The sequence below is a fragment of the Streptosporangium brasiliense genome, assembly GCF_030811595.1.
In the GTDB taxonomy this organism is placed as follows: domain Bacteria; phylum Actinomycetota; class Actinomycetes; order Streptosporangiales; family Streptosporangiaceae; genus Streptosporangium; species Streptosporangium brasiliense.
The window spans coordinates 314,694-336,417 of sequence record NZ_JAUSRB010000002.1 but is presented as its reverse complement, the minus strand read 5'-3'; the positions used below and the strand labels follow the sequence as shown (position 1 = coordinate 336,417).

19 protein-coding genes are annotated in these 21,724 nt (G+C 72.7%); 13 read left to right on the top strand and 6 right to left on the bottom strand.

Annotated features, from left to right (window positions below; all coding sequences use genetic code 11):
- The first annotated feature begins 19 nt into the window (after positions 1 to 19).
- The 7 genes from J2S55_RS09980 (at position 20) to J2S55_RS09950 (ending at position 7,000) form a co-directional block, all read left to right on the top strand.
- Positions 20 to 1,024 carry a LacI family DNA-binding transcriptional regulator gene (locus J2S55_RS09980; protein WP_306859044.1) on the top strand — a complete coding sequence of 335 codons (1,005 nt, stop codon included), beginning with the start codon at positions 20 to 22 and terminating at the stop codon, positions 1,022 to 1,024.
- The gene (locus J2S55_RS09975) at positions 997 to 2,523 is read left to right on the top strand and encodes a sugar ABC transporter ATP-binding protein (protein WP_306859042.1); all 1,527 of its coding nucleotides are present in this window, start codon (positions 997 to 999) and stop codon (positions 2,521 to 2,523) included. The genes J2S55_RS09980 and J2S55_RS09975 overlap by 28 nt, the downstream gene beginning before the upstream one ends.
- Positions 2,507 to 3,490, top strand: coding sequence for an ABC transporter permease (locus J2S55_RS09970; RefSeq protein WP_306859039.1), 984 nt, complete (start codon positions 2,507 to 2,509; stop codon positions 3,488 to 3,490). The genes J2S55_RS09975 and J2S55_RS09970 overlap by 17 nt, the downstream gene beginning before the upstream one ends.
- Positions 3,491 to 3,508: 18 nt before the next feature.
- Positions 3,509 to 4,471, top strand: a complete 963-nt coding sequence (locus J2S55_RS09965; protein WP_306859037.1) for a D-ribose ABC transporter substrate-binding protein — start codon at positions 3,509 to 3,511, stop codon at positions 4,469 to 4,471.
- A complete protein-coding gene (locus J2S55_RS09960; protein ID WP_306875282.1) occupies positions 4,471 to 5,424 on the top strand; it encodes a ribokinase in 954 nt (317 codons plus the stop codon). The genes J2S55_RS09965 and J2S55_RS09960 overlap by 1 nt, the downstream gene beginning before the upstream one ends.
- Positions 5,421 to 5,810, top strand: coding sequence for a D-ribose pyranase (rbsD, locus tag J2S55_RS09955; RefSeq protein ID WP_306859035.1), 390 nt, complete (start codon positions 5,421 to 5,423; stop codon positions 5,808 to 5,810). Before J2S55_RS09960 ends, rbsD begins: the two co-directional genes overlap by 4 nt.
- Positions 5,811 to 6,004: 194 nt before the next feature.
- On the top strand, positions 6,005 to 7,000 hold the full coding sequence (locus tag J2S55_RS09950) for a stage II sporulation protein M (RefSeq protein WP_306859033.1): 996 nt from the start codon (positions 6,005 to 6,007) through the stop codon (positions 6,998 to 7,000).
- 18 nt (positions 7,001 to 7,018) lie between these two features.
- On the opposite strand, the gene J2S55_RS09945 is transcribed toward J2S55_RS09950, so the two are convergent.
- The 5 genes from J2S55_RS09945 to J2S55_RS09925 form a co-directional block, all read right to left on the bottom strand.
- Positions 7,019 to 8,386: a DUF58 domain-containing protein gene (locus J2S55_RS09945; protein ID WP_306859031.1), complete on the bottom strand. Its 1,368-nt coding sequence runs from the start codon at positions 8,384 to 8,386 to the stop codon at positions 7,019 to 7,021.
- A 4-nt stretch (positions 8,387 to 8,390) separates the two neighbouring features.
- On the bottom strand, positions 8,391 to 9,380 hold the full coding sequence (locus J2S55_RS09940; RefSeq protein ID WP_306859029.1) for an AAA family ATPase: 990 nt from the start codon (positions 9,378 to 9,380) through the stop codon (positions 8,391 to 8,393).
- A 67-nt stretch (positions 9,381 to 9,447) separates the two neighbouring features.
- Positions 9,448 to 10,608 carry a DUF4350 domain-containing protein gene (locus J2S55_RS09935; protein WP_306859027.1) on the bottom strand — a complete coding sequence of 387 codons (1,161 nt, stop codon included), beginning with the start codon at positions 10,606 to 10,608 and terminating at the stop codon, positions 9,448 to 9,450.
- A 100-nt stretch (positions 10,609 to 10,708) separates the two neighbouring features.
- Entirely contained in the window at positions 10,709 to 11,374 is a 666-nt protein-coding gene (locus tag J2S55_RS09930) for a DUF4129 domain-containing protein (RefSeq protein WP_306859025.1), read from the bottom strand.
- Complete coding sequence (locus J2S55_RS09925; RefSeq protein WP_306859023.1) at positions 11,359 to 12,618, bottom strand: DUF7847 domain-containing protein; 1,260 nt, start codon at positions 12,616 to 12,618, stop codon at positions 11,359 to 11,361. The genes J2S55_RS09930 and J2S55_RS09925 overlap by 16 nt, the downstream gene beginning before the upstream one ends.
- Positions 12,619 to 12,960: 342 nt before the next feature.
- Here J2S55_RS09925 and mtrA point away from each other — a divergent pair, with 342 nt between their 5' ends.
- The 6 genes from mtrA to J2S55_RS09895 all read left to right on the top strand — a co-directional run bounded on the left by mtrA (position 12,961) and on the right by J2S55_RS09895 (position 20,106).
- On the top strand, positions 12,961 to 13,638 hold the full coding sequence (gene mtrA, locus J2S55_RS09920; RefSeq protein WP_012888151.1) for an MtrAB system response regulator MtrA: 678 nt from the start codon (positions 12,961 to 12,963) through the stop codon (positions 13,636 to 13,638).
- 28 nt (positions 13,639 to 13,666) lie between these two features.
- Positions 13,667 to 15,415, top strand: coding sequence for an MtrAB system histidine kinase MtrB (gene mtrB, locus J2S55_RS09915; RefSeq protein WP_306859017.1), 1,749 nt, complete (start codon positions 13,667 to 13,669; stop codon positions 15,413 to 15,415).
- Positions 15,405 to 17,195, top strand: a complete 1,791-nt coding sequence (locus J2S55_RS09910; RefSeq protein WP_306859015.1) for an LpqB family beta-propeller domain-containing protein — start codon at positions 15,405 to 15,407, stop codon at positions 17,193 to 17,195. The genes mtrB and J2S55_RS09910 overlap by 11 nt, the downstream gene beginning before the upstream one ends.
- Positions 17,196 to 17,416: 221 nt before the next feature.
- Positions 17,417 to 18,121: a ComF family protein gene (locus J2S55_RS09905; RefSeq protein WP_306859013.1), complete on the top strand. Its 705-nt coding sequence runs from the start codon at positions 17,417 to 17,419 to the stop codon at positions 18,119 to 18,121.
- Between the two features lie 522 nt (positions 18,122 to 18,643).
- Positions 18,644 to 19,306 carry a ribosome hibernation-promoting factor, HPF/YfiA family gene (gene hpf / locus J2S55_RS09900; RefSeq protein WP_306859011.1) on the top strand — a complete coding sequence of 221 codons (663 nt, stop codon included), beginning with the start codon at positions 18,644 to 18,646 and terminating at the stop codon, positions 19,304 to 19,306.
- Between the two features lie 95 nt (positions 19,307 to 19,401).
- The gene (locus tag J2S55_RS09895) at positions 19,402 to 20,106 is read left to right on the top strand and encodes a response regulator (protein ID WP_306859009.1); all 705 of its coding nucleotides are present in this window, start codon (positions 19,402 to 19,404) and stop codon (positions 20,104 to 20,106) included.
- 169 nt (positions 20,107 to 20,275) lie between these two features.
- On the opposite strand, the gene J2S55_RS09890 is transcribed toward J2S55_RS09895, so the two are convergent.
- Positions 20,276 to 21,478, bottom strand: a complete 1,203-nt coding sequence (locus tag J2S55_RS09890; protein WP_306859008.1) for a winged helix-turn-helix domain-containing protein — start codon at positions 21,476 to 21,478, stop codon at positions 20,276 to 20,278.
- Positions 21,479 to 21,724 lie beyond the last annotated feature (246 nt).

Genomic DNA, 21,724 nt, shown 5'->3' with positions numbered 1-21,724 from the left:
TCGATTACATGGAGGGCTGATGGCACGTATCAAGGATGTGGCCGCGCATGCGGGCGTCTCCGTCGCCACGGTCTCCCGGGTTCTGAACGACAACCCGTCGGTGACGGAGGAGACCCGGACCCGGGTCTACGCCGCCATGAGGGAGCTCAACTACGTCCCCAACGCGGTGGCGCGCTCGCTGCGCACCGAGGCGACCAAGACCCTCGGCCTGATCATCGGCGACATCGTCAACCCGTTCTTCGCCGAGCTGGCCAGGGCGGTCGAGGACGCGGCGCGGGCGGCCGGCTACACCGTGATCATCGGCAACGCCGACGAGCGCGCCGAGGAGCAGGACCACTACGTGCGCACGCTCCTGGAGCAGCGGGTCGACGGCCTGCTGATCTGCCCCACCGCCGAGGTCACGCCGCTGGTGCAGGAGATCGCGCGGTCCGGAGGGCCGCTGGTCTTCCTGGACCGCACGCTTCCCGGCGTGCACGTGCCGTCGGTCCGGGTCGACGGGACCGACGCGATCAGGGCGCTGGTCGCCCACCTGCGCGAGCTCGGGCACCGGCGGATCGGCTTCATCTCCGGCCCCGCCAGGCTGTCCACCGGCCGGGAACGGACGGACGCCTTCCTGGTGGCGATGGCCGAGCACGGCCTGGAGATCCGCCCGGAATACATCGAGGCGGGGGACTTCCGCTCGGGCAGCGGCCGCGCGCTCACCGCCAGGCTGCTCGACCTCCCCGAGCCGCCCGAGGTGATCTTCGCGGGCGACAACCTGATGACCCTGGGCGCGCTGGACGAGATACGGGCGCGCGGCCTGCGCATCCCCGAGGACGTGGCGCTGGCGTCGTTCGACGACGTCTCGTGGTTCCCGCACGTCACCCCTCCGGTGACCGCGATCAGCCAGCCCGCCGCCGAACTCGGGAAGCGGGGCGTGCGGGTGATCCTCGACCGTCTCGGCGGGCGGCCGGCCGAGTCGGTGGCCCTGCCCGCCGTCCTGGTGGTCCGCCAATCATGTGGGGAAGGAAGGAACGTCTCGTGAACGACGAGATCCTCCGGGTCGAAGGTCTGCGCAAGGGGTTCCCGGGTGTGGTCGCGCTGGACGGGGTCGACTTCAGCCTCCGCTCGGGCGAGGTCCACGTCCTGCTCGGGGAGAACGGCGCGGGCAAGAGCACGCTGATCAAGATGCTCTCCGGGGCCTACCACCCCGACGGAGGGCGGATCCTCGTCGACGGGGAGCCGGTCGAGATCCGCACCGCGGGCGACGCGCAGCGGCTCGGCATCGCCACCATCTACCAGGAGTTCAACCTGGTCCCCCAGCTCACCGTCGGGGAGAACCTCGCCCTCGGGCGCCCGCCCCGCCGCTTCGGCTTCGTCGACACCAAGCGGATGCACGAGCAGGCACGGGAGCTGCTGCAGCGGGTCGGCGTCGAGGTCGACCCGCGCACGCCGGTGGCGCGGCTGGGCATCGCGCGCATGCAGATGGTCGAGATCGCCAAGGCGCTGGGCCTGAACGCCCGCGTGCTCATCATGGACGAGCCGACCGCGGTACTCACGACCACCGAGGTCGAGCGGCTGTTCGGCATCGTCCGGCAGCTGCGCGAGCAGGGGGTGGCGATCGTGTTCATCACCCACCACCTTGAGGAGATCCCGCAGATCGGCGACCGGGTCACCGTGCTGCGTGACGGCCGCTCGGTGGCCGAGGTCCCGGCGACCACCCCGGAGGACGAGCTGGTCAGGCTCATGGTCGGCCGCCCGATCGACCAGCAGTACCCCCGGGAGCCGGCGCCGCCGGGCGGCCCCCTGCTGCAGGTGCGGGGGCTCCGCAGGGAAGGAGAGTTCGCCGACGTCTCCTTCGAGGTGCGCGCCGGGGAGGTCGTGGGCCTGGCGGGGCTGGTCGGCGCGGGCCGTACCGAGGTCGCGCGGTCGATCTTCGGCGCGGACGCCTACGACTCCGGCGAGGTCCTGGTGAACGGCCGCCCGCTGGCCCGCGGCGACGTGCACGCCGCCATGGAGGCCGGCCTCGGCCTGGTCCCGGAGGACCGCAAGGGCCAGGGACTGGTGCTCGGCGCCGACGTGGGGGAGAACCTCGGCCTGGTCACGCTGCGGCGGGCCAGCCGCGGCGGCTTCGTCGACAGGACGGGGCAGCGCAGGGCGGCCGCCGAGGTGGCCCAGCAGCTCGGCGTGCGGATGAGCGGCCTCGGCCAGGAGGTCCGCACGCTGTCGGGCGGCAACCAGCAGAAGATCGTCATCGGGAAGTGGCTGCTCGCCAAGGCGAGCGTGCTCATCCTCGACGAGCCCACGCGGGGTGTGGACGTGGGGGCCAAGGTCGAGATCTATCAACTGATCAATTCGCTCACCGCCTCCGGGCACGCGGTGCTCATGATCTCCAGCGATCTCCCCGAGATCCTGGGCATGAGCGACCGGGTGCTGGTGATGGCCCGCGGCCGGCTCGTCGGGGAGCTCGCCGCCGGTGAGGCTACCCAGGACTCGGTGATGGCCCTGGCCGTCGCCGAGGTGGAGGATGCTCGTGTCCACTAACGTGCTGCAGCGCAAGCCCCCGGGCCGCAAGCCGCCGGCCACCGCCTGGCTGGGCGAGAACGGCGCGCTGGTCGCACTGGTCGTGCTCGCGGTCGCGCTCTCGCTGCTGTCGGGCGACTTCCTGACCGTGACCAACCTGCTCAACGTCGGCGTGCAGGCGGCGGTCACCGCGATCCTCGCCTTCGGCGCCACCTTCGTCATCATCACCGGCGGCATCGACCTGTCGGTCGGCTCCGTCGCCGCCCTCTCGGCGATCGTCCTGGCCTGGACCGCGACCGACACGGGCCTGCCGTGGCCGCTGGCCACCGTGATCGCCCTCGCCGTCGGCCTCGGGTGCGGGCTGGTCAACGCCGCGCTGATCGCCTACGGCAAGCTGCCGCCGTTCATCGCCACGCTGGCGATGCTCGGCATCGCCCGCGGCCTGGCCCTGGTGATCTCCCAGGGCAGCCCGATCGCGATGCCGGAGGCGGTCTCCCACCTGGGCGACACCATCGGCGACTACCTGCCGGTCCCGGTCGTCGTCATGGTGGTCATGGGCGTCATCACGGCCGTGATCCTGAACCGGACCTACACCGGGCGCGCGATGTACGCCATCGGCGGCAACGAGGAGGCCGCCCGGCTGTCCGGCATCAACGTCAACCGGCGCAAGCTCATCACCTATGCCCTGTCCGGGCTCTTCGCCGCGGTCGCGGGCATCGTCCTGGCCAGCCGGCTGGCCTCGGCCCAGCCCCAGGCGGCCGCCGGCTACGAGCTGGACGCCATCGCCGCCGTCGTCATCGGCGGGGCGAGCCTGTCCGGCGGCAAGGGCCGGGCCTTCGGCACCTTCGTCGGCGCGCTCATCCTCGCGGTGCTGCGCAACGGCCTCAACCTGCTCTCCGTCTCCGCCTTCTGGCAGCAGGTCGTGATCGGAGTGGTGATCGCGCTCGCGGTCCTGCTCGACACCCTGCGCCGCCGTGGAACCAACTGAACCCATCGGGGGAACACCATGAAACGCACCATCACTCTCGTCGCGGCCGGCGCCGCGCTCGCCCTGGGGCTGACGGCCTGTGGCTCGGGCTCGTCCTCCTCCTCTTCCGGCTCCGGGGGATCCGGGGCGGCCGGGGGGGACGTCAAGCTCGGCATGTCGGTCTCCACCCTGAACAACCCCTACTTCGTCCAGCTCCGCAAGGGCGCCGAGGACGAGGCCAAGAAGCAGGGGGTCGCGCTGACCGTCACCGACGCCCAGAACGATGCCTCGCAGCAGGTCAACCAGATCCAGAACTTCGCCAGCCAGAACATGAAGGCGATCATCATCAACCCGGTCGACTCCGACGCCGCCGGGCCCGCGGTGAAGGCCGCCGAGCGCTCCAAGATCCCGGTGATCGCCGTCGACCGCGTGGTCAACGGCGCCACCGTGGCCCAGACCGTGGCCTCCGACAACGTCGCCGGCGGCAAGCTGGCGGCCCAGGAACTGGCCAAGCAGATGGGGGAGAAGGGCAAGGTCGCCGTCCTGCAGGGAGTGCCCGGCACCTCCGCCTCCCGTGACCGCGGCCAGGGCTTCACCGAGGGGATCAAGGCGTACCCGGGCATCCAGGTGGTCGCCCAGCAGCCCGCCGACTTCGACCGGACCAAGGGCCTGGACGTCATGACCAACCTGCTGCAGTCCAACCCCGGCATCACCGGGGTGTTCGCCGAGAACGACGAGATGGCCCTGGGCGCGATCAAGGCGCTGGGCGCCAAGGCGGGCGGCGAGATCAAGATCGTTGGCTTCGACGGCACCCCGGACGGCCTCAAGGCCATCGAGGCGGGCACGATGAGCGCCAGCATCGCCCAGCAGCCGCAGCTCCTCGGCCAGCAGGCCGTGCAGGGCGCGATCAAGGCGGCGAAGGGAGAGAAGGTCGAGGCCACGGTGGCCGTGCCGGTCAAGGCCGTGACCAAGGACAACGTCGCAGAGTTCGCGGGCTCGTGATGACCGCCCGCGGTGACGACGCCGGGCCGGCGCCCGAGGGCGCCGGCGGGCGGCGCGGGGAGGAGCCGGCGCCGCCGTTCGAAATGATCGTCGTGGGGTCGGTCAACGCCGACCTGGTGATCCGGGTCGATCGGCGTCCCATGCCGGGCGAGACCGTGATCGGCTCCGATCTCGCCACCTATCCCGGGGGGAAGGGCGCCAACCAGGCCGTCGCCGCGGCCCGGCTCGGCGCCCGTGTGGCCCTGCTCGGCAGGGTCGGCTCCGACGGCAACGGCGAGTTCCTGCGCAAGGCGCTCTCCGGCGACGGCGTGGACCTGGACCGTCTCACCGACACCCCGGGGCCGAGCGGCGTCGCGGTGATCACCGTCGGGGCGGACGGGGACAACAGCATCATCGTGTCGCCGGGGGTCAACGCGCGGCTGAGCGAGGACGACATCGCCGCGGCGGCCGACCTGCTGGCCTCGGCGCGGGTCGTCTCCCTGCAGCTGGAGAGTCCCCTCGCCACGGTGGTGGCCGCCGCCCGGACGGCGGCCCGGGTGGTCTTCAACCTGTCGCCGCCCGCCGCCGTCCCCGACGAACTGCTGGCGGTCTGCGACCCGCTCGTCGTCAACGAGCACGAGGCCGCGCTCCTGCTCGGCGGGCCCGGCGAGCCCGAACAGCAGGCGCGGGCCCTGCTCGCGCTCGGTCCCCGCTCGGCGGTCCTCACGCTGGGGGCCGACGGCGCGGTCGTCGCGGAGCCGGGCACGGTCACCGCGGTGCCGAGCCCCCGGGTGGAGGCCGTCGACACCACCGGTGCCGGTGACGCGTTCACCGGGGCGCTGGCCTGGCGCCTGGCCCGGGGCGACGGCCTGGCCGACGCCACCGCCTTCGCGGTCCGGGTGGGCGCCGCCTCGGTGCGCGCGCCCGGCGCGCAGAGTTCCTATCCGTATCCGGAGGATCTGGAGGGCCTGTGAAACGCACGGGGATCCTCAACTCCGCCCTGTCCGGCGCGCTCGCCCGCCTCGGTCACACCGACGAACTGCTCGTCTGCGACAGCGGGATGCCGCTGCCGCCCGGCGTCGAGGTGGTCGACCTCGCCTTCCTGCCGGGCATCCCGGCCTTCGCCGACGTGCTCGACGGGATCCTCGCCGAGCTCGTCGTGGAGGGGGCCACCGCAGCCCGGGAGGTCCGTACGGCCAACGCCGGATGCGACGCCCTGCTCAGCACCCGCCTGCCGGACCTGACCTATGTCCCGCACGAGGAGCTCAAGCGGCTGGCCCGCGCCAGCCGGCTGGTCGTGCGCACCGGCGAGGCGCGGCCGTACGCCAACGTGCTGCTGCGGTGCGGGGTCGCCTTCTAGATCCTCGGCCGCCGCGTCCCGTCCCCCGCCTCCCGCGGCGTGGGACGGGGCGGCGCCGATCCCGCGCGGAGCCGCCGGACGGCGGACCCGGCCGCCGTCCGAGGGGCGGGACCGCGGACGCGCCCGCGCGCGGAGCCGCCGGGAGGCGGGCCCGTCCGCCGTCTCGGAGGCGGGACTGTGGATACGCTTTCCGGGTGGACATCGACGCCTTTGTCAGCGCGCACCGCCCGGTCTGGGACCGCCTGGAGGATCTCATCCGGCGCCGCAGGTCGCTGAACGGCGCCGAGATCGACGAGCTGGTGGACCTCTACCAGCGGGTCGCCACGCATCTGTCCATCGTGCGCTCGGGGTCGGCCGACCCGATCCTGGTGGGCCGCCTGTCGGCGCTGGTCGCCCGGGCCCGCTCGGCGGTCACCGGAGCGCACACCCCCGCCTGGCGGGAGTTCGTCCGCTTCTTCACGGTCTCCTTCCCGGTGGTCGCCTACCGGGCCCGCTGGTGGTGGCTCGGCACGACCGCCGCGTTCGTCCTGGTCAGCGCGGTCGTCGCCGTCTGGGTGGCGGGCGATCCCAGCGTCCAGGCCGCGATCGCCACGCCCGAGGAGATCACCCGGCTCGTCGAACACGACTTCGCCGACTACTACTCCGAGCACCCCGCGGCCTCCTTCGCCGGGCAGGTCTGGGTCAACAACGCCTGGGTCTCGATACAGGTCATCATCATGGCCATCCTGCTCGGCCTGCCGATCCCCTACATCCTGTGGCAGAACGCGCTCAACGTGGCCGTCTCCGCCGGGCTGATGGCCTCGCGCGACAAGCTGGACATCTTCTTCGGCCTGATCACCCCGCACGGCCTGCTGGAGCTGACCGCGGTGTTCCTCGCCGCGGCCGTCGGCATGCGCCTGGGCTGGACCGTCGTCGACCCCGGCCCCCGCAGGCGCGGTGAGGCCCTCGCCGAGCAGGGCAGGGCCGTCATGAGCGTGGCCCTCGGCCTGGTCGTGGTGCTGCTCGTCTCCGGGCTCATCGAGGGGCTGGTCACCCCCTCCGGCCTGCCCACCTGGGCGCGCATCGGCATCGGAGTGGTCGCCGAGGCGGCCTTCCTCGCCTACGTGATCTATTTCGGCCGCCGGGCCCTGGCCGCCCAGGAGACCGGCGACCTGGAGCGGGCCCCCGACCTCGCGCCGAGCGCCGGCTGAGGCCGCGCCGCCCGGCGGTCACAGCCGGCCCGCCGCCTTCAACGCCAGGTAGGCGTCGGCCAGGGCGGGCGCGATCTGCTCCGGCGTGGCGTCCACGACCTCCACGCCCTGGCGGCGGAGCCGGGCGGTGATCCTGCGCCGGTCGACGTTCTGGTGCTCGGCCGCCGCCGCGTCGTAGACCAGCTCGGGCGTGCCGCGCCCGGTGGCCATGGCGGCCACCTGCGGGTCGGAGACGGCGGCCAGGAGCACCAGGTGCCGCGAGGAGAGCTGGGGGAGCATCGGCAGGAGCCCCTCCTCCAGCGACGCCGAGTTCAGGTCGGTCAGCACGACGACCAGGCAGCGCCGCTTGGCCCGGGCCAGGACGGCCGCGACCATGCCGGCCGAGTCGGCCTCGACGAGCTCGGCCTCAAGCGGTGCCATGGAGTTGACCAGCGACGACAGCAGGTCGGTACGGCCGGCGCCGGACACCCAGGCGCGCACCGCGCGGTCGTAGGCCAGGAAGTCGACCCGGTCGCCGGCGCGGGCGGCCAGCGCGGCCAGCAGCAGCGCCGCGTCCATCGACCAGTCCAGCCGGGGCCAGCCCGGCACGGTCGCCGCCGCGCCGTACCGGCCGCCGGACCCGTCCCGCGGGCCGGCCGGCGGGACGGGGGCCGTGCCCACCCGGCCGGCCGAGGTGCGCCCGGTGTCCAGGACGATCAGGACCCGCCGGTCGCGCTCGGGCCGCCAGGTGCGGACCACCACGTCGTTGCGGCGGGCGGTGGCCCGCCAGTCGATCGAGCGGACGTCGTCGCCGACCACGTACTCGCGGAGCGAGTCGAACTCGGTGCCCTGCCCCCTGACCATCGACGGGTGCTGGCCCTCCAGCTCCCTGAGCCTGGACAGCTTGGCGGGCAGGTGCTTGCGGCTGAGGAACGGCGGCAGCACCCGCACCGACCAGGGCACCCGGTGGGAGCCCTGGCGGCCCGCGATGCCCAGCGGCCCCAGCGTGCGCACCGTGACCGTGACCGCCTCGCGGTCGCCCCGGCGGGTGGGGGTGAGCGTCATGGTGAGGCGGCGGCGCTCACCGGGGGGGACGTCCAGCGGCAGGTGCCGCGGGCCGGCCCCGGCCGAGGGGGGCCAGGCGTCCCTGAGCACCCCCCGGGCCCGGCGGGGGCCGGGGTTCTCCACGACCAGCTCGACCGTGGCGGACTCGCCGAGCCGTACCAGCCGGTCGCCCGAGCGGGTGAACCGCAGCGGACGCACGCCCGCGGCCAGCAGCAGGTCGACCACGACCAGCGCCAGCAGGAGCAGCGCCACCCCGGCCACGGCCGCTCCCGGCCGGGGGGCGAACAGCACGACCAGCGTGCCCAGCAGAGCCAGCAGGGCGGCCCGTCCCGTCAGTGCCATCGGCTCAGCGGGGGACGGGGACGGAGGCGAGGATGGCGTCGATCAGGCCGTCGGCGGTCGCGCCCTCCAGCTCGGCCTCGGGCCGGAGCTGGATCCGGTGCCGCATCGACGGCCTGGCCAGCGCCTTGACGTCGTCCGGGGTCACGTAGGAGCGGCCGGACAGCCAGGCCCAGGCCCGGGCCCCGGCCAGCAGCGCGGTGGCGCCACGCGGCGAGACGCCGAGCTGCAGCGACGGCGACTGGCGGGTGGCCCTGGCGATGTCGACGATGTAGCCGAGCACCTCGGGGCCGGCGTGGACCCGGCTGACCGCCGCGCGACCGGCATCCAGGTCGGCGATGGTGGCCACGGCCTTGACGTGGGACAGGTCGCGCGGGTCGAAGCCCAGCGCGTGCCGCTCCAGCACCGCGATCTCCTGCTCGCGGGGCGGCAGCGGGACGGTCAGCTTGAGCAGGAACCGGTCGAGCTGCGCCTCGGGGAGCTGGTAGGTGCCCTCGTACTCGACGGGGTTCTGGGTGGCGGCCACGATGAACGGCTCGGGCAGCCTGCGCGGCTTGCCGTCCACGCTGACCTGCCGCTCCTCCATCGCCTCCAGCAGCGCCGCCTGCGTCTTGGGGGGCGTGCGGTTGATCTCGTCGGCGAGCAGCAGGTTGGTGAAGACCGGCCCCTGCCGGAACTCGAACTCCGACGTCTTCGCGTCGTAGATCAAGGAGCCGGTGACGTCGCCCGGCATCAGGTCGGGAGTGAACTGCACCCGCTTGAAGTCCAGCGAGAGCGCCGCCGCCAGGGTCCTGACCAGCAGGGTCTTGGCCACGCCCGGCACGCCTTCGAGCAGCACGTGCCCCCGGCACAGGAGCGCGATCACCAGCCCGGTGACCACGGCGTCCTGGCCGACGACGGCCTTGGAGACCTCGGCGCGCAGGCTCCCCAGCGCGTCTCGGGCGGCGTCCGCGCCGGGCGTCTCCGCCGGGCCGCCGTGCTCCGGTGGCGTGGTCACCGAGCCTCCTCTGCCGGCTCCGGCCGCACGGCGGCGCCGTGCCTGAGGGCCCGCTCGCTAAACTCGCTCACGACTCTTTGACCTGCCTCTCCAACATGTCCAGATATGCGGCCAGGGCTACCAGCCCGGCCTCGTCAGCCGGCGGCGGGCCGTACAGGGCGGCGCCCACGTGGAAGCCCGCCTGCCCGGTCCGTCCGGCGATCGCCTCGACCTTCGCCTCCGGCCCGGCCGCGGAGGGCAGGCCGAGCCGGGGGGTGACCCGGTCGACGAAACTCGTGCGCAGGGCGGTGGCTGCCCTGTCGCGGGCCCGCCTGGCCCGGTAGAGCCTGGCCCGGCCCTCCACCGTCTCGGCCGCCCTGACCACGACGGGCAGCCGCTCGGCCACCACCGGGCCGAGCCGGCGGCCCCGCCAGAGTGCCAGCAGGACGACCACGACGCCCACCTGCACCACGGCCCATCTGACCCCCTCGGGGATCATGCCGTAGAAGCCCTGCTCGCCCGTGGTGCCCGCGGCGGCCTCGGGGGCCACCAGCCAGATCAGGGCGGGCCTGGCCCCGGCGAGGTTCAGGGCCAGGGCGGCGTTGCCGTCCTCGGCCAGCCGCAGGTTGGTCATGAACGCCCCGTCGCCCACGACCGTGACCGTCCTGCCCGCGCCGGTGTGGCTGACCAGGGTGGACGCGCCGCGGGCCGGGTAACAGCCGGTCGCCCCCGCCGGGACGGTGAAGGCGGTGCCGCCCATGTGGGCGCTGCCCGCCCGGGTCGCGGCCGGCAGGTCGCACCGGGGCTCGCGGGAGCGCGTCCGCACGTTCTCGGTGGGGCTCATGCCCGGGGTGAGCAGTTCCTGGTGCGGCTGCGCGCCGACCACGAGCAGGTCGGCGCGGATCGCGCCGAGCCGCTCGGCCGCTTCCTCGGTGAGGAAGGAGGTGTCGCTGAGCAGCAGCGTGTGGTCGCCGGGGCCGGCGGCCTCCACCTCGGCGACCGAGGTGACCCGGGTGACCCGCACGCCGTGGGCCCGCAGCAGCTGGGCCAGCCCCTTGCCGCCGGACAGCGAGGTGTCGGCGGGGTCGAGCGGCCGGCCCGCGCCGGAGCCGCTGAGCAGCACGCCGATGACGGCGCCGGCGACCACGATCAGCGCGACCAGCAGGAAGCCCCGGCCACTGCGCCACAGGCCCGCGGCGGTCGGGGAGGTGGACGTCGACCCGGTCCCCGGGGCGGCGGCGAGGCTCATGAGGGCACCGCCTCCGCGGCGGCGGCCACGACGACGGTGACGGTGGCGACGGCTGCGGCGACGGGGACCGCGGCCGTGCCGGCTGCGGCGGTGGCGAGGCTCATGGGGTCACCGCCTCCGCGGCGGCGCCGAGCGTCGGCCGGGCCGTGCGCAGGCGCTCGTCGAGGTCGCGCAGGACCCCGTAGGACTCGGCCGTGCCCGGCACCTCGCCGTAGGTCACGTCGTCGAAGACCCGGGCCGCGGCGGCCAGGTCGGAGGCGAAGGCGGGCAGCGCGCGGCCCGCCTCGGCGGCCAGCTCGCCCGCGGTGCGGCCGGGTGTCGAGTCGACGATGACGCGGTCCTCCAGATCCCGGGCGACGGCCCTGAGCCGTTCGCGGACGGCCTCGGCCCACCGACCCTCGGCGGCCAGCCGTTCGGCGGCGTCGCGGTGCTCGGCGGCGGTGCGGCGGCGGTCCCCGAAGATCCCCTCCTGGCGCGCGGCGCCGCCTCCGGCGGTCCTGCGCGCGATCACGACGACCGCCACGACGGCGGCGATCACGAGCACGACCAGGACGATCCGCGCGGCCACGCTGCCGACGGCGCCCACGGACTCCTGGTCCAGCAGGTCGCCCAGGAACTGGTCCACGGCCCGCGTGACGCGGTCGACCGGCGACTCCCTGGCGTATTCGGGCTTGAGCAGCTCCTGGACCGCCTCGCGCCGGGCCTGGTCCCGGTCGATGTCGACCGGGGACGTCAGGAGCGTCAGGTGGCTCAGGAACTGTGCCACGGGGCTCCCCGGCCGGCTCCGGCGGGCGTGACGGACGGGTCCCACAGGTCGTCGGCGGAGGCGTGCACCCAGCCCTGGCGCTGCTGCTCGATCGCCGCGGTCTGCAGCACCAGGTCGAACGCCTCGGCGCGCATCCGCCGGTCGGCGTAGAGCAGGCCGTTGACGCCGGCCTGGAACGGGTAAGTGATCATCGCGCTGACGGTGCCGCCGACGGCGATCAGGACCGCCGCGCCGATCAGCGAACCGGTGGAGCCCGCGCCGAACATGCCGACGAAGGTCCCCGCGAGGGTGAAGGGGAAGGAGAGCGCCAGGGCGACCACGCCCGCGATGATCTGGGTCAGCAGCAGGATGCCGAGCGTCCGCCAGAAACCGCCGCTGACCAGCCGCCACGACCTGCGCAGGGACTCGGCGACGCCGCGCCGCTCCAGCACCGCCACCGACGCCGCGAGCGCCAGGCGGGTGGTGATGAACAGCGAGTAGGCGACGAAGCCCAGCACCACCAGCGCGCCCACCAGGAACAGCGTCGCGAGATCGGCGCCCGCCGCGCCGAGCCCGGTGATGATCGCGATGACCAGGGCCAGCGGGAGCAGCAGGAGCACCATGCCGACGATCACCAGCCCGAACAGCGTGGGCACCCGGCCGCGGGTCAGCTTCCAGGCCTCGCCCACCGTCATCTTGCCGCCGAAGACCGCCCGGCCCAGGATCCGGGTCAGCACGCCGGTGAGCAGGGTGACCGCGATGAACTGGACCGCGTAGGAGATCAGGGTCCCGCCGTACTGGGAGAGGAAGCCCACCTCCTGGTTCTCCAGCACGGAGGGGTCGTCGAAGGCCGCGCCCGCCTGGCCCAGCAGCAGCGCCTGGCCGATCGCCACCGGGATCGCCCCGAGCGCGGCGGCGATCGCCGACAGGCCCAGGACGGCGCCGGGGTTGGAGCGGATCAGCTTGATCGCGCCGTCGAGGATGTCGCCGAGGCCGAGCGGGCGCAGCGGGATGATCCCCGGCCGCATCGCGGGGGGCGTGTGGTGGCCGTGGGGCGGCGGGCCGTACGGGCCCTGCTGGTACGGGCCCGGCTGGTACGGCGGGCCCGGCGGGCCGTAGGGGGGCTGCGGCTGCTGCGGCGCCGTCGCGCCCGGTGCCGAGCCGGGCGCGGTCCACGGCGACCCCGGGGCGTTGCCGTACGGCGGAGGTTGGTTGGACGCCCAGCCGGGTGGCGTGTCGGGAGTGGAGCCGTGACCGTCTGACATATCCCAATCCTGACATGTGGACACACCGATTGTGGTGCTCGGGAGATCTCGACGATGTTTCTCGCCCCGGAGATCGGCGGAGATGCCGGAGGGATGGCCGAGACACGGTCGTTTACCGCAGACTGGGGACGTGACCACCTCCGCTTGGCGTCCGCAGTCGCCAGGGCCGGAGGTGGCCGCACGGGGGCACCACTACGCGCTTCACGTTGTGTGCGCCTAAAATTCGGCATTTGGAAGGCTGATCGTCGCCCGGTGTCATCCAGTGGCCGGGCAAGGGTAATCTTCGACGACCGTGCCGTTTACCCCGAAAACTCCCAAACTGCGTAAAACGAATGAGGGGCCATGAAAGGACGCGTGCTGGTCGTCGACGACGACGCCGCTCTCGCCGAGATGCTCGGCATCGTGCTGCGCGGGGAGGGCTTCGAACCTTCCTTCGTCTCCGACGGTGACAAGGCGCTCGACGCGTTCCGCGACACCCGGCCGGATCTGGTCCTGCTCGACCTGATGCTGCCCGGCGCCGACGGCATCGACGTCTGCCGTCGCATCCGCGCCGAGTCCGGTGTGCCGATCGTCATGCTGACGGCCAAGAGCGACACCATCGACGTGGTGCTCGGCCTGGAGTCGGGGGCCGACGACTACATCGTCAAGCCGTTCAAGCCCAAGGAGCTGGTGGCCCGGGTCCGCGCGCGGCTGCGCCGGACCGACGAGCCGACGCCGGAGATCCTCCAGATCGGCGACATCACCATCGACGTCGCCGGCCACTCGGTCAAGCGCGACGAGGAGACCATCAACCTCACCCCGCTGGAGTTCGACCTGCTGGTCGCGCTGGCCCGCAAGCCGCGCCAGGTCTTCACCCGCGAGGTCCTGCTGGAGCAGGTCTGGGGATACCGGCACGCCGCCGACACCCGCCTGGTCAACGTGCACGTCCAGCGGCTCCGTGCCAAGATCGAGAAGGACCCCGAGCACCCCGAGATCGTGGTGACGGTCCGCGGGGTCGGTTACAAGGCCGGCCCGGCCTGACCTGCGCGGATCCCCCGGGACCCCCGACATGCCTTCCTCCCCGAAGAAGCGCCGCCGCACCCTGCGCCAGGTGGTGCGGGGCGTCCGCCGGCGGGCCCGCCGCGCCGCGGGGGGCGTGCGCCGGGTCTGGCGCCGCTCCCTGCAGCTCCGCGTCGTCACCAGCACGATGGTCATCTCCATCGCGGTGGTCGCCGTGCTGGGGGTCTTCCTCATGCAGCAGATCATCGCGACGACGCTGGAGGCCCGGGAACGGGCGGCCAAGAGCGAGGCGCAGGCCGACCGGATCGCGGTGCTCAGCTATCTGAACCAGCCGCTCGGCGACGACTCCAAGCCGTCCGCCGACTCGGGCGACCTGCTCCATCGGGGCGGTGACAGCCCGCTCGGCCAGGCGGTGGAGGCCCTCGCCGGGCGCGCCGGGTCCGCCGGGTCCGCCACCCGCTACTCGGTGATCATCCGCAACGACAACCGGCCCGGGGAGTTCTACGGCACCACGAACATCGACGCGAGCAGCGTCCCGTCCGGGCTGCGCGACGAGGTGTTCAAGAAGGAGGCCGGCCAGAACAGCATCCACTACGGAAACCTGTACTACGAGGGCACGCGCGAGCCGACGCGGGGCCTGGTGATCGGCACCCGCCTCGACACCTCCGGCACCATGCTGGACAGCGGATACGAGATCTACCACCTGATCCCGCTGGACAAGGAGGAGGAGACCCTCAACTCGGTCCTGCGGATGCTCGTCGTCGTCGGGGTCGCCCTGGTGCTGCTGCTGGCCGCCGTCGCCTCGCTGGTCACCCGCCAGGTGGTCACTCCGGTACGGCTGACGCGGCAGGCCGCCGAGCGGCTGGCCGCCGGGCGCCTGGACGAGCGGCTGAAGGTCCGCGGCGAGGACGACCTGGCCCGCCTGGCCACCTCCTTCAACGAGATGGCCGCCAACCTGGCGTTGAAGATCCACCAGTTGGAGGAGCTCTCCCACGTCCAGCGGCAGTTCGTCTCCGACGTCTCGCACGAGCTGCGCACCCCGCTGACCACCGTGCGGATGGCCGCCGACCTGCTCTACGACGCCCGTGAGGATTTCGACCCGATGGCCGCCCGCTCGGCCGAGCTGATGCAGAACCAGCTCAACCGGTTCGAGTCGATGCTCGCCGACCTGCTGGAGATCAGCCGCTACGACGCGGGCGCGGCCGAGCTGGACGTCGACCCGGTCGACGTCAGGGACGTGGTGCTGCGCGCGGTCGCCGACTCCGAGGCGCTGGCCGAGCGCCACTCCACCCGGTTCGACCTGCGCCTGCCGAGCGAGCCCTGCATGGCCGAGATGGACAGCCGCCGGGTCGAGCGCATCCTGCGCAACCTGCTGTTCAACGCCATCGAGCACGGCGAGGGCCGCGACATCATCGTCTCGGTCGGCGCCGACCGGGACGCGGTGGCGGTGGCCGTACGGGACCACGGGGTGGGGCTCAAGCCCGGCGAGGAGAACATGGTCTTCGACCGGTTCTGGCGGGCCGACCCCTCGCGCGCGCGGACGATCGGGGGCACCGGCCTGGGCCTGGCGATCTCCCGCGAGGACGCGATGCTGCACGGCGGCTGGCTGCAGGCGTGGGGGGCGCAGGGTGAGGGGTCGCAGTTCCGGCTCTCGCTGCCCCGGGTGGCCGGGGCGCCGCTGCGGGGATCGCCGCTGTCGCTGGTCCCACCCGAGGTGGAGATGCGGCGGACGTGGCGGGGACACATGACCCCGGTGCTGTCACCGGCGGTCGCCGATGGGGGAGACGATGCAGGCTAGGACAGGACGGCGAGTGGGGGCGGCCGGCCTGGTCATGATGCTGACCTGCGTGAGTACGGCCTGCTCGGTCATCCCCACCGGGGGCAGGTCCGTCGCGGTCGACAACGTGCGCAACGGCAACCCGCTGGGTGACCCGTACGCGCGGGTGATCGCCATGCCGCCGAGCGCCGACTGGTCGCCCGAGGAGGTCGTCACCGGGTTCAGGTCCGCGATGGCGAGCGTCGACGACCCGGGACGTGACGTCGCGCGCAAATACCTCACCCAGGATTTCGCCAAGGAGTGGAACCCGCAGAGCGGGGTGACGGTCTACAAGCAGGACGACAAGCAGGACGAATACGAGAAGCCGCCGCCCGCGCAGGAGGGCGACAAGGAGACCCGGGTCACGCTCAAGGGCACCGTGACGGCGATGATCGACCAGGACGGCCGTTACTGGCCGAGGAGCAGGAGCCTGAACGAGCCCTTCACCCTGGTGAAGGGGCCGGAGGGGTGGCGGATCAGCGCGGCGCCCGACGGGCTGCTGCTGTCGGAGGCCGATGTCGACCGCGCCTACCTCAGGGTCGACCTCTACTTCCTGGACTCGTCGTGGAACGGCCTGGTCGTCGACCAGGTCCGGGTCCCCATCGACCCGACCTCCAACTTCGCCAAGTCGGCGGTCGAGCGGCTGCTCAAGGGGCCCAGCAGCCTGCTGCGCAAGGCGGTGAACTCCGCCTTCCGGCCGGGCACCGAGCTCATCGGCGTCACCACGGAGGACAACCGCGTCGTCATCAACCTGACCAAGCCGGTCGACTCCGACCGGATCGGCCCGATGTCGGCCCAGCTCGCCGGGACGCTCGCCGAGCTGACCAAGGGCGGGTGGGGCTTCGAGGTCAAGGTGGACGGCAGGCCGTACTACTCCTCCGACGCCCCGCTGACGATCGACGCCCAGGAGCACTCGGACTTCGACCCCTGGACGGTCCCCCGCGACGTCCACCCCTACTACCTGGCCGGTGGCGCCCTGCGGATCCTGGGCAAGGACAACGTCGGCCAGCCGGTGCAGGGCCGGGCGGGGGAGAAGAACGACACGCGCACCAGTCCGGCGATCAGCGGGCACAAGCAGGTGGCGGCCCTGTCGGCGGACGGCAAGAAGATCTCTGTCGCGCCGCTCGTCGCGGGCGGCGAGTGGCAGGACTGGGTCACCGGCGACTCCCTCACCCCGCCCTCCTGGGACCGCTACAGCACCCTGTGGACGGTCGACCGGCCCGACGACCACACCTCGGTGGTGATGCGGCACGACGGCAGGCAGCACTACCGGGTCGCGGCGCCCGATCTGGACACGGTCTACGTCAAGTCGCTCAAGGTCGCCCGGGACGGGGTGCACGTCGCGGTGGTGATCAAGAACGGCCTGGAGGAGCAGGTGTCGATCGGCACGGTCGTCGGCCGGGAGGGCAGCACCAGGATCACTGACCTGCAGCCCGTGGTGAACGGCGGCGACAGCCAGACGATCGACGACATCGCCTGGAAGGACGGCAAGACCCTCTACGTGCTGACCGGCAAGTCCGACCTGCTGGAGGCGTCGGCCACCGCGGAGCCCAAGACCCTGGCCTCCGACTCCCGGATCGAGAGCATCACCGCCCTGGACGGCTCCCTGCTGGCCGGGGCCGAGGACGACAACGGCAACCGGCAGGTCCTCTACTGGAACCGCAACTCGGCCAAGTGGGAACCCATGGTCAAGGACGAGACCGGATCCATCGCCTTCACCGAGAAGGACGGCCCCTCCTCCCCGGCCTACCCCCTGGGCTGAGCCGCCCGCCCGCGGGCCGCCGGGGCGAGCGGGTTGTCGGTGGTTCCCTGGGTGAGCGGTCTGTCGGGGGCGGCTGAGGTGAGCGGTCTGCCGGGCTCCTCAGCCTCCTCGGGACGAGTGGGTCGTCGGTCTTCCCGGGGTGAGCGGCCTGTCGGGGTCCTCGGAGTCCTCGGGGTCCTCGGGGCGAGCGGGTTGTCGGTGGCGGCTGGCACCGTGGGTCCGTGCCGACAGCCCTGCTGGACCTGCTCCTGCCGTCCCGCTGCGCCGGATGCGACGCGCCCGGCGCCCTCCTCTGCCCCCGCTGCGCGGCGCGGCTGCACGGGGAGCCCGCGTGCCGGATGCCCGCCCCGTCCCCGCCGGGCCTGCCCGAGTGCTGGTCGGCGACCGAATACACGGGTGCCGCGCGGCGGGCGATCCTCGCCTACAAGGAACGCGGCCGCACGGCTCTGGCCCACCCCCTCGCCGGCGCCCTGGCGCTGACGGCCGCCGCCGCGGCCGGCGAGGGGCCGCTCACCCTCGTCCCGGTGCCGAGCGCCCGCCCGGCCCTCCGGCGGCGCGGGCACGATCCGGTGGCCCGGCTGGCCTCGCTGGCCGCCGGATATCTCCGCGCCGCCGGATGGCCGGCATCCGTGGCGGGGGTCCTCGCCCAGCGCCGCCGGGTGGCCGACCAGGCGGGGCTGAGCTCGCTCCAGCGGGCCGAGAATCTCGCTCTGGCATTCGTGGTTACGGACGGCCGGAAAGGGCCCCAGTCGGGCTCCTGGGGCGGTGGAGGGCCGGTTGTGCTGGTGGACGACGTCGTCACCACCGGCGCGACGATCGCCGAAGCGGCCAGAGCGCTGCGTGAGGCGGGCGTGGCGGTCCCGCTCGCCGTCACGGTCGCCGCGACACGCCGGAAGAGGCAGAGCAGTCTCCGTGACGGAGGGTAAAGAGCGGGCGGGTGAAGGGTCTCACTGAAGCGCCACACCTCCCTGTCTCGACAAGGATTCGCGGCTGCTCAATCGGTGCGAGAAGCACTTGTATATAGGGATATCGAGCGTCCGGGGCGGCTGCCTCACCGGCCGGCCGCCCGATGGACGATCACGCAAAGTGATCACTTGGCCGATGTCCAAGCTGACATTCGGTCTGGATGCGGATAGCGTCTGAGCCATGGCACCCGCTCGGGTCCGTGGTTGCGCCGGACCGACCCCCGCAAAGGGGCCGGCTCGGTTAGCCGATGCCAGCCGCAGGCCAAACGGTCCACGTAAGACGACTCTTTGTCGATCGATCACGGTGCGGCTTAGAGGTAAGTCCTGCCTTCCCGAGGAGCCAGATGTTCCTCGCCAGAAGAGAAGGGCATGTAGTGGCAAAGAGCTGCGAAACCCTCAGCAGGCGGATGTGGGGACGAAGACCAGGTCGGCCGAGCGGGTGCCGCAGCAGTACCACCGTCGAGGTTCGAAGGGGGTCCGTGCATGGACATCATCGTCAAGGGTCGGCACACCGGAGTGAGTGACCGATTCCGCGACCACGTGACTACCAAGCTGGCCAGGATCGAGCGTCTGGACCACAAGCTCATAAGCGTCGATGTGGAGGTGACCAAGGAGAGCAATCCCCGGATCACCGGACAGCGCGAGCGGGTCGAGCTCACCATCCACTCCCGCGGTCCCGCCGTCCGGGCCGAGGCCACGGCCGACGACCGCTTCGCCGCACTCGACATAGCACTCGGGAAGCTTGAGGGAAGACTCCGGCGCCTCGCTGACCGACGCAAGATCCACCACGGCAACCACTGCCCCCCCTCACTGGCCGAACTGGCCGCCACCGCCCTCGCGGAGACCCTGGAGGCCATACCCTCGCGGCCGAGTGAGGAGCCCGAGCCGGAGGTCGAGGCCGGCCCCGCCGCCGACCTCTCCGACGACAGGGCCATCGTCCCGATCCACATGGAGGGTGACGGGCCGCTGGTGGTCCGGGAGAAGACCCACCGGGCCGACCCGATGACCATCGACCAGGCACTGCTTGAGATGGAGCTGGTGGGGCACGACTTCTACCTGTTCCGTGACAAGGAGAGCGGCCTGCCCAGCGTCGTATACCTGCGACAGGGCTACAACTACGGCGTGCTGCGGCTCGTCGAACCCTGACGGACGCGTTCGAAGATCCTCTCCGCCCAACCCGAGGACCCCGGAACCCGTGTAATCATGGCGGTCCAACGGCTCTGGCCCCCCGAGGAGGAGGCGTGACGGAACCCGACGAGACGGCCCGCTCTACCAGGAGCGGTGACCCGATCCGTGTGCTGATCGTCGATGATCACGCGCTGATCCGGCGCAGCCTGGAAATGGCTCTGGCCGCCGAGGCGGACATCGAGGTGGTGGGCGAGGCGAGCGACGGCCAGGAGGCGGTCGAGCTCGCCGACCGCCTCACCCCGGATGTCATGCTCATGGACGTCCGGATGCCCCGCCGGAGCGGCATCGAGGCCGCTCGCGAGATCAAGGCCTCGGTGCCGAGCACGCGGATCATAATGCTGACGGTGAGCGACGAGGAGGAGGACCTCTTCGAGGCGATCAAAGCGGGTGCCACCGGCTACCTGCTGAAGAACGTGCAGCTCGACGAGGTCCCCGAGGCCGTGCGCGGCGTCCACGAGGGGCAGTCGCTGATCAATCCGGCGATGGCCGCCAAGCTCATCACCGAGTTCGCGAACATGAGCCGCAAGGAGGCCGAGCGGCCGCCCCAGCTCCCCGTCCCCCGTCTGACCGAACGGGAGATGGAGGTGCTCCGCCTGGTGGCCAAGGGCATGAACAACCGCGAGATCGCCAAGCAGCTGTTCATCTCCGAGAACACCGTCAAGAACCACGTCCGCAACATCCTGGACAAGCTCCAGCTCCATTCCCGGATGGAGGCGGTGGTCTACGCGGTCCGCGAGCGGATGCTCGAGATCACCTGACGCGCCGGATGCGGCGCCCCGGCGAGGGGCGCCGCGCCCGCGGACCTGGTGCCCGCGGACCTGGTGCCCGCGGACCTGGTGCCCGCGGACCGGCCGGCTCGCGGACCCGCAGGGCCGTGGCTCCGCAGGTCCATGGAGCCCCAGGGCCGTAGCTCCGCGATCCCGCGGATCAGCGGATCAGCGCGTGCTGGAGAGGTGCCGACAGGTGCGCGTCGACGCGGTCGACACGGACGTCGTCGCAGCCGACCCAGCTCGCGGCCTCCCACAGCGCCCCGGCCAGCGCCTCGGCGCCCTTGCGCTGGTTGACCCCGGGTTCGAGGCTGACCTGGCGCCCGACCAGAGTCGAGCCCTCGCGGGCGGGGTCGACCCGGCCGATCAGCCGGCCTCCGGCCAGCACGGGCATCGTGAAATAGCCGTGGACGCGCTTCTCCTTGGGGACGTATGCCTCAAGGCGGTGGTTGAAGCCGAAAACGCGTGCAGTCCGGGCGCGGTCCCAGACGAGGGAGTCGAACGGGGAGAGCAGGGTCGTGCGGTGACGGCCCCGTGGTTCGGTCTCCAACGCGGCGGGGTCGGCCCACGCGTCCGCCGAGCGGTCGGGCCAGCCGGAGACCCGGACCGGGACGAGGCCCGCGCCGCCGTCGCGCAGCGCGCCGTCCAGGAGGGCGGCCGCGGCGGGCCTGAGGCGGAGGAAGTCGACCAGATCGGCCCGCGTGGCCACGCCGAGGGCGCGGCCGGCGATCCCGGTGAGGCGGGTGACGCACTCGGCGTCGGTGAGGTCCTCGGCCAGGAGGTGCTCGGGGACCGCGCGTTCGGCCAGGTCGTAGACGCGACGCCAGCCGACGCGCCGGGTGCAGACGACCGTGCCGGTGTCGAGCAGCCACTCGATGGCGATCTTCGAGTCGGACCAGTCCCACCACGGCCCGCCGTTCTTGGCCCCGCCGATGTCGGCGGTGGTGATGGGGCCGCTCTCGCGCACCTTCTCGAGCACCTTGTCGACGCTGTCGGGCAGCTCGTGCCAGCGGTATTTCCTGTCGCGGAAATACCGGCGCCGGAAGGCGTAGAGGGGCCAGTCGTCGATCGGCAGGACACAGGCGGCGTGGCACCAGTATTCGAAGGCCTGGGCCGGGTCGTCCCAGTAGGCACGCTCGACCTTCTGCCTGCCGACGGCGCCGAGGCGGGCGTAGGCGACGAGCTCGTGGGAGCGGGCCAGGACGGAGATCGTGTCGAGTTGGACGGCTCCCAGCCGTCGCAGGGTGGCGGGGGCGCCGCCACGTCGGGCGTCGGAGCCGAGGAGGCCCTGGGCGCGGAGGATGATCCGGCGTGCCTCGTCGGCGGAGAGCGTGACCGTCTCGGCTGAGGGCGTGACCGTCATGGTCGGCCCCCGGAGGAGCCGGGAAGGGGGCGGAACGTCAGCATGACGCCGAGGTTAGCGCTAAACACCGACAAAGTGGCTACGCCGGTGTTATTCGGAGGGGTCGCGGGCCCGCCGCTACGGAGTCGGGGGCCGGCGCGCGCGCCGCGCCCATCCAGCCTGCGGCCGCCCGCGGATCGGAGCGAGGGGCGAGGGGCGAGGAGTGAGAGGGGCAAGGGGGCGAAAGGGGTGGTTCCGTCGGCGGCG

Coding starts and splice junctions, on each gene's coding strand:
- J2S55_RS09945 (WP_306859031.1), bottom strand. CDS start 8,386: ATGGCACTGACGGGACGGGCCGCCCTGCTGGCTCTGCTGGGCACGCTG.
- mtrB (WP_306859017.1), top strand. CDS start 13,667: ATGCCTTCCTCCCCGAAGAAGCGCCGCCGCACCCTGCGCCAGGTGGTG.
- J2S55_RS09890 (WP_306859008.1), bottom strand. CDS start 21,478: ATGACGGTCACGCCCTCAGCCGAGACGGTCACGCTCTCCGCCGACGAG.
- J2S55_RS09935 (WP_306859027.1), bottom strand. CDS start 10,608: ATGAGCCTCGCCGCCGCCCCGGGGACCGGGTCGACGTCCACCTCCCCG.
- J2S55_RS09965 (WP_306859037.1), top strand. CDS start 3,509: ATGAAACGCACCATCACTCTCGTCGCGGCCGGCGCCGCGCTCGCCCTG.
- J2S55_RS09970 (WP_306859039.1), top strand. CDS start 2,507: ATGCTCGTGTCCACTAACGTGCTGCAGCGCAAGCCCCCGGGCCGCAAG.
- J2S55_RS09925 (WP_306859023.1), bottom strand. CDS start 12,618: ATGTCAGACGGTCACGGCTCCACTCCCGACACGCCACCCGGCTGGGCG.
- mtrA (WP_012888151.1), top strand. CDS start 12,961: ATGAAAGGACGCGTGCTGGTCGTCGACGACGACGCCGCTCTCGCCGAG.
- J2S55_RS09960 (WP_306875282.1), top strand. CDS start 4,471: ATGACCGCCCGCGGTGACGACGCCGGGCCGGCGCCCGAGGGCGCCGGC.
- J2S55_RS09910 (WP_306859015.1), top strand. CDS start 15,405: ATGCAGGCTAGGACAGGACGGCGAGTGGGGGCGGCCGGCCTGGTCATG.
- J2S55_RS09975 (WP_306859042.1), top strand. CDS start 997: ATGTGGGGAAGGAAGGAACGTCTCGTGAACGACGAGATCCTCCGGGTC.
- hpf (WP_306859011.1), top strand. CDS start 18,644: ATGGACATCATCGTCAAGGGTCGGCACACCGGAGTGAGTGACCGATTC.
- J2S55_RS09980 (WP_306859044.1), top strand. CDS start 20: ATGGCACGTATCAAGGATGTGGCCGCGCATGCGGGCGTCTCCGTCGCC.